We start from the raw sequence: 11,849 nt of genomic DNA, 5'->3' as shown, positions 1-11,849 counted from the left end.
TCCCAATGCAAATAGATACCTCTGCGGATCAAAGCACTGGAAATTGCTTCTACGCGTCGGTTGTTGACGTGCAGATGTCGCGCCTCACGTTATCGAATGATGAAATCAAAACTGATCTTCACTTGACGTTGCTTTACGTCACAAAGACTTTGCAATCTGGCACAAAGCCCCGCCGCAATGACCCGTCCGGCAAGCGTTGCCGTTGACCTTGATCCTCAAGGTATGGTTTGGCTGGTCGTTTCGAGGATCAGGGCTGGGACAGCTCGACTGAGGGCGACCTATGCTGGGCTGGACCGACCAGGCCGAACTGATCCAGACGGCAAGCGGCCTCTCTTCTGACGAAACGCTGCAGGCCATGTTTCCGCAGGTGTCACACCTGATCGACGGACGCCTGGAGTTCGTGCCGGTCGAAGCGGGCCTGTTCTGTTCCGTCAATGATTTCCGGACGCGCGGCGCGGGCGGGGACCGGATGGTCTTGCGCAACTGTCTGGCGATCCAGATCGTCAAGACCGCCAATGTGCGACTGAGCCTGCCGGGACACGCACGATACAGCCATCATTCCGGCGCGCGCATCACCCTGACCACCTACCCTCGCGAAGTCCGTCAGGTCCGCAGCTATGAGGCCGGGCGTCACGTCAACTATGTCGGCGCCTGGGCCGATCCAGAATTGCTGATCGACCGCTTCGGCGTGGAGGTCGACGCCCTGTTCGAACCGCTGCGCAGCTTCTTTCGCGGCCAGGCCGATGCGCCGGCCTCCATCAGCCTGCCCTTGCCGCCGCGGCTGCTGACCACGCTCGACGATATTCTGGCCGTCCCCTACCTCGGATCGCTGCGACGAACCTATCTTCAGGCCAAGATGATCGAGCTGGTTTGCGAAGTGGCGGCCGCTATGTCGCGTCCCGGCGAAACGACGGCGCGCCCCGAAGACGGCGGCCTGACCTATCACGAACGCCAACAGGTCGAGGCCGCGGCCCTGATCTATCGCAAGGAGCTGGGCGCTCCGCCTTCCGTGCGGGATCTCGCCGAGCGCGTGGGTCTGAACCGCAACAAGCTGACCCTGGGGTTCCGCGACGTGTTCGCCTGCTCTCCTCACGAGTACTCGAAAGAAGCGCGTATGGACTGGGCGCATCATCTTCTTCTGGAAGGGGCGACACCCGTGGCCCAGGTCGCGGGCGCCGTCGGCTATACGTCCGCCTCGGCCTTCAGCCGCGCCTACAGCGAACACTTCGGCGGCCCGCCCTCGCGCCGCAGCAGGTCTTGAGCACTCAGACCCGGGACGCTTCATCCAGGGCGTCGCGAACCCTGGCGAGACGATTTCGACTGATGGGCAGGGGCGCGCCTTCCTGCATCAGCAACCGCCCCCGTCCCGCATCCCGCTCGAAGCCGCGGACATAGGCGAGATTGGCGATGACTGACCGATGGACCCGCAGAAAACCGACGGGCAGGTCAGCTTCAAGTCGATCCAGACGGGCCGCGTGCAACAATCGGCGCCCGTTCGTCAGTCGCAACTCGACATAGTCGTCCGCGCCGACCACGGCCAGAATGTCCCCCAGCGGCACCCGTTCGACCCCGCGGGCCGAAGCGACCGTCAGACAGTTCGGTCGCGCGGCGGCGCGGGTCAGGGCGGCCTCCCGCTCCTGATCGTCCCGCCCCAACCGCACCACCTCGGCCATCAGCAGCGGCAGGACCAGACCGGCCGCGAACAGAAAGTAGGAAAGATCGACCAGCCAGGCCGGGAACAGGAGGCCGACGCCGATGAAAAAGACGAGATAGGCCAGGATCGGCCGCGCGCCCGGCAAACGGCGACGCACGGCCACGGCGGCCACGGCGGCGGAAAGCGCCAGCCCGACCATCAGCGCCAGGATGGTCTTCAGGTCAAAACCTGGCGCGAGGCTGGTCGCGGCCACGGCCGCCATCGCCGCCGGCGCCAGGCGCCCCCGCGCCTTGGGCCAGAATCGCGATGCGACATAGGAGACGAGCAGAATCGCGAAAGCCGCGCTCAGAACCCAGATGCCGACCAGCCGCAAGCCATGGACCGGATAGGCGTAGGGCAGAAGCGCACGCAGGCTCTCCAGGATGGCCTGCAAGCCCGCCGCCCCGGCCATGGCCGCCAGGGCCAGGCTCGAACCCGTGCGGCGCAGACCGTAGATGACGGCGAAGCCGAAGGCGGCGGCGAACAGGGCGCCGGCGGCGATGAAGGCGATCGCCACCAGGACCGTGCGCGACGGCCAAGGATAGGGCGCGACGGCGATGCCCGCGACAGGACTGTCCAGGCGCACGACGCCATGGAAGGAGGACATGTGGATCACGATGAGGTTGTCCACCGGGCGCCACATCCGCTCCGGGATCGGAAAGGCCGCTTCATAGCGCCCCGCCTTCTCTGTCGCCGCCGAGCGGCCAGGCCGACCATTCACGCCCAGCTTGTGACCATTGAGCCAGGCCTCCGAGGAGGCGGCGCCGACGACATAGAGGGCGGCGGGTTCGTCACCGGTCGGGCGCTGCACGACCGCGCGCAACCAGAGTTCCCGCCCCTGCGGATTGATAACGCCCTGGACCGGGCGACAGTCGTGCAGAACCGGCGTCGCCGCCCCCGGTTCAGCCTGACAGGCCTGCCAGTCATAGCCCCGATCCTGAGCCCGCAGTGTCGCCGGCAGCGTGCTGAAGAGAATCGCAATGAGAAGAATCCGCCACATGAACGCGAGCCTATCGCCATTCGCCGCAAAGCGCTGCCGTTCGCCGACGCAGACCTACCATTGGCCGAACCACGCCCCACGGCGCGGGAAAGCCTGCTTCAACCGGGGTCATGAAACACACATCCCTGAACCGCCGCTCCATCCTCGCCGCCGCCGGCCTCTCTCTTCCCGGTCTGGCGCTGCTTTCCCGCGCCGCCCGAGCCCAGGAGGCCCAGCCCGAAGCAGGCCCTTTCCGCTTCAAGGCCGGCAACGGCGAAGAGGTCGATGCCGAACGCGGCTTCTTCGAGGTTCCGGAAGATCGACGCATTCCCGGCTCGCGCCGGATTCGTCTTGGCTATGTGCGTTTCGTCTCGACCGCCAGGAATCCGGGACCGCCCATCATCTATCTGGCCGGCGGCCCCGGCGGGTCGGGTCCGCGCACGGCCATGGGTCCGCGCTTCCCCATCTTCATGGCCCTGCGGGCGGTGGGCGACGTCATCGCCCTGGATCAACGCGGGGTCGGCCTGTCGTCCACCATTCCTGACCGCCCCACGACCACGCCCTTGCCCGCCATGACCCATGCCGGGATGACCGCCTGGTATCGCGAGGAAATGCAGAAGGCCTGGATCGACTGGACCCGCGCCGGTATCGCCATGAGCGGCTACAACACCGAACAGAACGCCGACGACATCGAGGATCTGCGCCGTCATCTGGGCGTGGACAAGGTCAATCTGTGGGGCATCAGCTACGGCACCCACCTGGCGCTCTCGGTGCTGAAAAGACATCCGAATTCGATCGGGCGCGTCGCCCTGGCCAGCCTCGAAGGCCAGGACCAGACCATCAAGCGTCCGGCCCATATCGACATGTTCCTGGATCGCGTGGATCAGTTGATGGGCGCGGACCCCGCCGTCCGCGCGGCCATCCCCGACATGCCAGCCCTGATGCGCCGCGTGCATGAACGATACGAAGCCAATCCGGTGACGGTGGCCCTGGCCGCCGAGAACGGCACGGTCGACATGCAGATGGGCGGCTTCGGCATCCAGTACATGGCCTCGGCCATGGTCGCCAATCCGCCGTCGCTGTCGATGCTGCCGAAAATCTATCAGGCGCTCGACGCCGGCAAGACAGACGTCCTGGCGCCCCTGTTCCCGCCGCCCCACCGCTTCTTCAACCTCGGCGGCATGTCAGAGGCGATGGATATGGCCTCGGGCATTTCACCCGAACGCCTGGCGCTGGTCACCAGGGAAGCGAAGACGGCCGTCCTGGGCGATGCCTTCAACATGCCCATGCCGCATCTTCTGGGCGCCATCCCGGGCGTCGATCTGGGCGAGGACTTCCGGGCGCCGATCCGCATCGAGACCCCCGCCTTGCTGGTCGCCGGCTCACTCGACGGCCGGACGCCGCTGGAAGAACAGGCCGAGGTGATCGCCCAGTTCCGGAACAAGACGCAGGTCCTGGTCGAAAACGCCGGCCACAACGTCTTTGAGGCCCACCCCGAAGTGCAGACCCTGCTGGTCAGCTTCTTCGGCGAGGAGGCCGTGAACGACACCCGGCTTCACCTGCCCGCGCCAGACTTCGCCGTGGCCTGACGGGGCGACTGCGCACGATCGGCTTCCTGCCCCCTCAGGCTCGCCGCGAGCGATAGTCGAGACGGACGACGAAGCTTCGGGTGCGCCAGGCAGTCCCCGTCGGAGCTCGCGGAAAGGGCGCCGCCTCCTGGAGCTGGGACAGGGCGACCTGATCCAGTCGCCGCTCGCCGCTGCTGGTCACGACTGACGAGGACAGCAGCCGCCCTCTTCGATCCAGCGTGAAGCCCACGACGGTTCGCCCGATGATCCCGCCAGGGTGTCGCTTGTGCTGTTCCAGCCAGGCGATCACCTGGGCCTCATACTGGTCCACGGCGTTGACGCCGGTTGCACCGACGACGGGCGCGCCTCCACCCGGACTGGAGCTCGCCGTACTCGGCGCGGCGGAAGCCCCGGCTGTCGGCTCGTCTCCGCCGCGTTCCGTCGCAGCCGGCTCCACCGCTCCGGCAAGCCCGGGCTCGAACATGACCGCCGGCCCTGCGGCTGCGTGCGACACGATCCGCAACACGGGCGCCCCGGGTCTGGCTGCGTCAGAAACAGGCGCAATCGCCGGGTTGTTCGCCGATGCCGGCTGCGAACGCTCGGAACCCGTCCGGGCAGGCCGGGCGACGGCGGCCTCGCTCGCGAAACCCGGTCCCTCCAGCGACAGCTGGATCACCGGCGCTCCACCCTGCTGGTTGACGGGGCGCATGAGGCCGACGCCGACGAGCGTCAGAACGCCGAGGTGCAGAACGGACACCACCCCTCCGGCCAGGACACGACTGGAAGACGACGAGAGCGAAACCATGCCGAGGGGTTACACCGCCCCGCCCAATTCAGCAATTGAGAATCAGTTGCATTATCGATTGGGAAGGCCTAGGGCGACGCCACTGTTCAGCTTCAAGGGCTTTCATCGATGCGCAGACACCTGCAGGGCGCGGCGGCCGCCGCTCTGGCCATGGCCGCCTTCCCCGCCGCCGCCCAGGTCACGCCCCCCACGGAGGCTCCGGTTCGCGCCACCGACGGCGACAAGGTTCCGACCATCGTGCTGCAGGAACAGAACCCGGCGTCCCGTAGCCATCACTTCGGTGAAGCCGTCGATTCCGGGACCAGCGTCTTTCGCCGCGACTCCGTCGAGGACCGCTCCCCCGGCTCCGGCGACGTCAACGAGATCCTGAAAGCCCTGCCCACGGTGCAATTTTCCTCGACCCAGGGGCGGGCCTCGCGCGCTGATCTGCAGGACCTGCGCCCCGAGAACCTGTCGATATCGGGCGGCTCCATCTACGAGAACCTGTTCGTTCTGGACGGTGTCGGCGTCAATTCCCGCCTCGACGTCAGCAATGACAACCCCAGCCACTATATCGAAGGCAATGCGGCGGCCTCGGCCCAGACCGTCTGGGTGGACGCTCATCTGGTCGGCGAAATCGCCGTGCGCGACTCCAATGTCTCGGCCGAGTATGGCCAGTTTACGGGCGGGGTGGTGCAGATCACCACGCGCCGGCCACGCCCCGTCTTCGGCGTCGAAACCTACTATGGCGAGACCAGTCCGGGCCTGACGCAGTTCCGCATGTCCGACAAGGTCAGGGACGCGCTGAACGGGGCCTATCCGGATAAGCCGGACTACATGAAACGCCGCTATGGCGCAGCCTTCGACCTGCCGGTGAACGACCGCATTCGCACGCTCTGGGCCTACACGCGCTCCGAAGCCGAAGTCACCAACTACCGCGGCGCCAACTGGGCCAAATACGGTGACTACGGCCAGTCCAGCCTCAGCGAAACCCTGATGGTCAAGGCCGAAGCTGATCTGAAATCGGACCTTCTTCTTACCGGCCAGGTGACCTGGAGCCCCTATGAAAGCGACTTCTCCCACCCCAACGGCGTCGATAACTGGGTCTATCTCAACGGCGGCGGTCTGACCGCTCGCGCGGGGCTTGAGGGGCGTCGCGGGGCGGCGGAATGGACTCTGGACCTGACCCACGCCTGGTCCGACAACGACCGCGACAGCCAGCGTCCCGGCACGGTCAATGTGTCGACCACCGCCGGCATCGACTGGTGCTCGGGATCAAGCTGCTCCCTGGGCGGCCCGGGCCTTCTCTGGCAGGAACAGAAGGACACCACCCTGAAGGGGCGCTGGACCCAGCCGCTGGGGACCGGACGCCTGCGCGTCGGCTTCGAAATCGCCGACGTCTCAGCCGAAAAGGGTCAACCTTACAGCGCCGCCTTCCGCCATATCAGCAGCACCGCCGCCCAGCTCCGGGTCGAGGTCGGTCCCCAGACCGTCTGCCTGGATCCAGCCGAGGCTGCGGCGGGCACCTGCGTGACCGGGTCCTACGCCCTGGCCCAACGCAACGACACGACGGCGTTCGACACCCGGGTCAACCTCCAGTCCTACAGCCTGTGGGGCGAGTACGACTTCGACTGGGCGGGTTTCATGGTGCGGGCCGGCCTGCGCCATGACTATGAAAGCTTCCTGGAAAACCACAACTTCGCGCCCCGTCTGTCCATCAGCCGCGACCTTCCCTTCGCCGGCATGAACCTGACAGGCGGCGTGAACCGCTACTACGGCCGCAGCTTCCTGGGTTACGCCTTGCGCGAGAACTATCCGGGCAACCGCATCTATCGCCGGACCGCTAGCGTCGTGAACGGCAAGAACCTCTGGGTCAACGAGTGGAAACTGTACTCCCACAGCGAAACCGCCCGCTACTCCAACGCCGACCTGGACACCCCCTATTCGGACGAGTTCACCCTGGCCCTGCGTGGTCCCATCGCCTGGATCGGCGGCGAATATCGACTGAAGGGCGTGCTGCGCGAAAGCCGCGATCAGTTCGCCAGTTCGGAATCCGTCTCGGAAGTCTATGATGTCGAGACCGGTGGAACCTCGACGCGCCGCGTCTACACCGTGACCAATGACGGTGAGCGTTCCTATCGCGGCCTGTCGCTGGAGTATGTGCGGGAGTTCGGCCGCGACCACACCCTGAGCTTCAGCACCAACTGGTCCCACACCGACGCCACCAACATCAGCTACTTCGACATCTCCGACGAGACCGAGTTCGAGGGTGAGTACGTCTATTACCAGGGTCAGGTCGTGCCCAAGCTGCGCGCCCTGGCGGACAATCAGTTGCTGGACTTCGCCGCCCCGCTCATCATCAACGGCGACTGGTCGGCGCGATGGTTCGGCGGCCGCCTCCGCACCAATCTCAACGCCCGCTGGCGTGACGGCTTCAGCCGGGTAGACGACACCCTGGTCAACATCACCGTCAACGGCGTCCGCTACGACGTGTTCGACAAGGTCGAGTACAAGGCCTCCATCGACGCCAATCTGGCCGCGACCATCGATCTGGTGAAAACGCGCCATGGCGCCGCCTCGCTCGATCTGCGGGTGAACAACCTGTTCAACTCGGTCCTGAACCAGGAATATTCCAGCACGTCCCAGCCCTATCAGCTGGGTCGCAACGTCTGGATCAGCGTGAAGTACCGCTATTGATCCGCTGGCGTGACATCGGCGCGGTCGTCCTGTCCGTCGGCGTCCTGCATGCAGGGACGGGCGCGGCCGTGTCGCGGGTGCAGTCGCCCCAGTCCGCCGAGGAACTGAGAGCGGCCTACGCCGGTCCGCCAGAGACCTGGCCGCGTCCGATCCTTCACGAGGGCGCGGTCTTCACCGAGTTCGCTCCCCTGCCGCCGGTGGAACACCCGTCCGACAATCCGCCCGGCGCGGCGAAAACCGCCCTGGGAGAGCGGCTGTTCGACGACCCCCGGCTGTCGCGTTCCGGTCAGATCGCCTGCGCGAGCTGCCATGCCCGGGAACTGGGGTTCGCCGACGCCCTGCGCACCTCCTTCGGTCATGACCGGCTGCGCGGCCGGCGCAACGCCCAGTCCGTCGCCGTCTCGGCCTGGATGCGCCCCCTCTTCTGGGACGGCCGTAGCCCGGACCTGGAGGCCCAGGCCCTACACCCGCTGGTCGACCCGAAAGAGATGGCGGTCGATGATCTTGACGCGGTCGTCGCCCGCGTGGCGGCGGACCCCGCCTATGTCGCGGCTTTCGAGGAAGCGTTCGGCGACCGGACCATCGATCTGAAACGAATCTCAATGGCGCTGGCGACCTTCCAGCGCAGTCTGCGCCCGGCCGGCGGACGCTTCGAACGGTTTGTCAAAGGCGATGCCCGCGCGCTGAACGACGAGCAACTGCGAGGCCTGCACCTGTTCCGCACCAAGGCGGGATGCGCCAACTGCCACAACGGCCCCCTGTTGAGCGACAGTCGCTTCCATAACCTGGGCCTGCACTTCTATGGCCGCGAGTTGCAGGATCTCGGACGCTATGAAGTCACCGGCTCACCGGACGATGTCGGACGCTTCCGCACCCCCAGCCTGCGCGGTGTCAGTCGCACCGCCCCCTATATGCACAACGGAATCATGCCTCGCCTCGACGGCGTCGTGACCTTCTACAACGCTGGCGCCGCCCGCCCGCGACCTCGGCCCGAGCAGGCGAACGCCCCCCTGTTCCCGACCACCGATCCCCTGCTGCGCCCCCTGGCCCTGACGCGCGAGGAAAGGGCCGCGCTGGTCGCCTTCCTGGAAACCCTCTGACGCGGCCGCCTCTTGCCGAATAACAGGGCTGGTCAATTCGCCGACTCGCGTTATTTTACCTGCCGACCTTTGGGGCTGCTCAGGGTCTGCGGTCCGTTCCGAACCTACCTGCTTGGCTCCGGGGCGGACCGCCTTTCCTTGAAAAACCGGCTGCGTCTTCGCCCCCGCTTGACCCGGGCGCGGAAGTCGCCACCTTCATCCAGGTATGAGCGACCGTTCCGCAGGTCTGGCCCCATCGCGCGTCACGGCGATCCTGGGCCCCACCAACACCGGCAAGACCCATCTGGCGGTCGAGCGGATGCTGGGTCACGCCTCGGGCATGATCGGCCTGCCGCTGCGCCTGCTGGCGCGCGAGATCTATGAGCGGATCGTCAAGCAGCGCGGGGCCGCCGCCGTCGCCCTGATCACCGGCGAGGAAAAGATCGTCCCGTCGCGCCCGGCCTATTTCGTCTGCACCGTCGAGGCCATGCCGCTGGAGCGGCAGGTCGAGTTCCTGGCCGTCGATGAGATCCAGCTGGTCGCCGACCCGGAACGCGGCCACGTCTTCACCCAGCGCCTGCTGCACGCGCGCGGCCGGTTCGAGACCTTGTTCCTGGGGGCCGGGACCATGGCCCCGCTGATCCGCGCCCTGGTTCCCGACGCGGAAATCATCACCCGCGAGCGCCTGTCCACCCTGTCCTACGCCGGGTCCAAGAAGCTGACCCGCCTGCCCCGCCGCAGCGCCGTCGTCGCCTTCTCGACCGAGCAGGTCTACGCCATCGCCGAGCTGCTGCGCCGCCAACGGGGCGGGGCCGCCGTGGTCATGGGCTCGCTGTCGCCCCGCACCCGCAACGCCCAGGTCGAGCTGTTCCAGTCGGGCGAGGTGGACTTCCTGGTCGCCACCGACGCGATCGGCATGGGGCTGAACATGGACGTGGACCATGTCGCCTTCGCCGGGCTGAGGAAGTTCGACGGCCGGCGCACCCGCTGGCTGCACGCGTCCGAGATCGGCCAGATCGCCGGACGCGCCGGGCGCCACCTGCGCGACGGCACCTTCGGCGTCACCGGCGAGGCCGAGGAGCTGGACGAGGACATCCTCGAACAGGTGATCAGCCACCGCTTCGATCCGGTCGAGGCCGCCGAGTGGCGCCACGGACGGCTGGACTTCGACACCCTGCCCGACCTGCTGCGCTCGCTGACCGTAAGCCCCGAACGGTTCGGCCTACGGCTGACGGCCCAAGCCCTGGACGAGACCCTGCTGCGGCGCTTCGCGGCCGATGACGACATCAAGAAAATCGCCCGCTCGCGCGGCACCCTGATGCGTTTATGGGAGACCTGCCAGTTGCCGGACTTCCAGAAGACCACGCTGGACGAGCACGCCCGCCTGTCCAAGGAGATCTTCACCGCCCTGACCAGCCGCCGAGGCCGCCTGACCGAGGACTGGGTGGCCCCGCGCTTCAACGACCTGGACCGCGACGACGGCCAGATCGACCAGCTGTCGGCCCGCCTGGCCGGGGTGCGGACCCTGGCCTATATCGCCAACCGCCCCGACTGGATGGATCAGGCCCAGGGCTGGCGCGACAAGACCAAGGCGCTGGAGGAACGTCTGTCCGACGTCCTGCACGAACGCCTCACGGCGCGCTTCGTCGACCGGCGCACCACCGCCCTGATGCGGGCGCTGAACGTGCGCTCCGACACCATCGCGGGCGTGGGCGACGACGGCGAGGTGACCGTCGAGGGCGAGGTGGTCGGCCATCTGGAGGGGGTTCATTTCACCCCCGACGCCGGCGGCTCGGCCTTGGCTGACCGGGCGCTTCGTCAGGCCGCGACCCGCGCCGTGGGCCCTGAGATCGCCCGGCGCCTCGGCACGCTGGCGGCCGAGGCCGACGAGGCCTTCAGCGTCATTCCCAATCCCCGTTCAGGCGGCGGCGACATCCTGTGGCAGGGCGCTTTGACGGCCCGGATCGTCAACGACGATCCCTTCGCGCCGCGCGTGCGGCTGCTGGGCGACCTCGGCCCGGTCCCGGCGCGCGAGCGGGCGCAGCGCCGCATCGAGGCCTGGCTGGCGTCTGAGGCGGGCCGCGCCTTTCGCGAACTGCGCCGCCTGCGTCAGGCGGTCGACAGCGGCGCCCTGACCGGCCTACCGCGCGGCCTGGCCTTCCGCCTGATCGAGGCGGGCGGCGTCATCCCGCGCGGCGAGGTCGAACGCGATCTGGCGGCGCTGAGCCAGCACGAGCGACGCACGGTCAAGACCTTCGCCATCCGAATCGGCGCCCATTCCGTCTGGCTGCCCGGCGCGCTGAAGCCTCGCGCCCGCCTGCTGGCCCAGGCCTTTGTCGTCGAGCCCTTCCGCCCCAGCGGCGAGGCCCTGCTGCCCCTGCCCTCGCCTGCGCCATCCCCCCGCGCCCTGTCCGCCTTCGGCCGTCGCGCGGTCGGATCATGGAGCGCGCCGGTCGAGGCGCTGGAACGCTTCGCCGACCTGTCGCGCGCGGCGGGCAAGGCGCCGCTGTCCGACGAAGCCCTGACCGAACTGGGCTGGACCGCCGAACAGGCCAAGGCCATCCAGATCGCCCTGCGCCTGCCCCGCGCCGACAAGGCCCCGCGCCCCGGCCAGCCGATCGCGCCGCCCAAGGACTCGCCCTTCGCCGCCCTGGCCCAGCTGACCCAGCCCGCCGCGCCCCCGCGCCGCAAGCGCCGCCCGAGGCGCAAGGCCGCTTCCGCGTGAAGCCCGCTCCTGAGGCCGCCCACGAGGCCGTGCAGAGCTGCCGCATCGACCTGTGGCTGTGGCGCGCCCGCTTCGCCAAGACCCGCAGCCTGGCCGCCGCCATGGTCGAGCGCGGCGCCATCCGCCTGACCCATCACGGCCTCCAGACCCGGCTCGACAAGCCCAGCCGCAACGTCCACCCCGGCGACGACATCCTGTTCGCGCAAGGCGGGCGGCTGATCGCCGTGCGCGTGCTCCATATAGGCGAAAGGCGCGGCCCTCCCGAAGAAGCCCGCGCCCTTTACGCCGCGCTCGACGCACCGGAAGCCTGATCGTCTCTCCCTC

At 67.8% G+C, this 11,849-nt stretch carries 8 protein-coding genes; 6 read left to right on the top strand and 2 right to left on the bottom strand.

What is annotated here, in order from left to right; all coding sequences use genetic code 11:
• Positions 1-280 precede the first annotated feature (280 nt).
• Positions 281-1,261: a helix-turn-helix domain-containing protein gene (locus tag IFE19_RS02965; protein ID WP_207825526.1), complete on the top strand. Its 981-nt coding sequence runs from the start codon at positions 281-283 to the stop codon at positions 1,259-1,261.
• 4 nt (positions 1,262-1,265) lie between these two features.
• Here IFE19_RS02965 and IFE19_RS02960 read toward each other — a convergent pair whose 3' ends face one another.
• A complete protein-coding gene (locus IFE19_RS02960) occupies positions 1,266-2,693 on the bottom strand; it encodes a LytR/AlgR family response regulator transcription factor (protein ID WP_207825524.1) in 1,428 nt (475 codons plus the stop codon).
• A 110-nt stretch (positions 2,694-2,803) separates the two neighbouring features.
• Here IFE19_RS02960 and IFE19_RS02955 point away from each other — a divergent pair, with 110 nt between their 5' ends.
• On the top strand, positions 2,804-4,261 hold the full coding sequence (locus IFE19_RS02955) for an alpha/beta fold hydrolase (protein ID WP_207825522.1): 1,458 nt from the start codon (positions 2,804-2,806) through the stop codon (positions 4,259-4,261).
• 34 nt (positions 4,262-4,295) lie between these two features.
• Here the strand turns inward: IFE19_RS02955 and IFE19_RS02950 are convergent, their stop codons facing one another.
• A complete protein-coding gene (locus IFE19_RS02950) occupies positions 4,296-4,997 on the bottom strand; it encodes an energy transducer TonB (protein WP_207825520.1) in 702 nt (233 codons plus the stop codon).
• A 156-nt stretch (positions 4,998-5,153) separates the two neighbouring features.
• On the opposite strand from IFE19_RS02950, the gene IFE19_RS02945 reads away from it, so the two are divergent.
• The 4 genes from IFE19_RS02945 (at position 5,154) to IFE19_RS02930 (ending at position 11,836) form a co-directional block, all read left to right on the top strand.
• The gene (locus tag IFE19_RS02945; RefSeq protein ID WP_207825517.1) at positions 5,154-7,721 is read left to right on the top strand and encodes a TonB-dependent receptor; all 2,568 of its coding nucleotides are present in this window, start codon (positions 5,154-5,156) and stop codon (positions 7,719-7,721) included.
• On the top strand, positions 7,718-8,821 hold the full coding sequence (locus tag IFE19_RS02940; protein ID WP_207825515.1) for a cytochrome-c peroxidase: 1,104 nt from the start codon (positions 7,718-7,720) through the stop codon (positions 8,819-8,821). The genes IFE19_RS02945 and IFE19_RS02940 overlap by 4 nt, the downstream gene beginning before the upstream one ends.
• Before the next feature lie 205 nt (positions 8,822-9,026).
• Positions 9,027-11,525: a helicase-related protein gene (locus tag IFE19_RS02935; protein WP_207825514.1), complete on the top strand. Its 2,499-nt coding sequence runs from the start codon at positions 9,027-9,029 to the stop codon at positions 11,523-11,525.
• Entirely contained in the window at positions 11,522-11,836 is a 315-nt protein-coding gene (locus tag IFE19_RS02930; RefSeq protein ID WP_207825513.1) for an RNA-binding S4 domain-containing protein, read from the top strand. The genes IFE19_RS02935 and IFE19_RS02930 overlap by 4 nt, the downstream gene beginning before the upstream one ends.
• The last annotated feature ends 13 nt before the right edge of the window (positions 11,837-11,849 follow it).

The sequence above is a fragment of the Brevundimonas pondensis genome (assembly GCF_017487345.1).
GTDB lineage: Bacteria > Pseudomonadota > Alphaproteobacteria > Caulobacterales > Caulobacteraceae > Brevundimonas > Brevundimonas pondensis.
The sequence above is the reverse complement of the archived record's forward strand: the minus strand, read 5'-3'. Positions and strand labels throughout refer to the sequence as shown.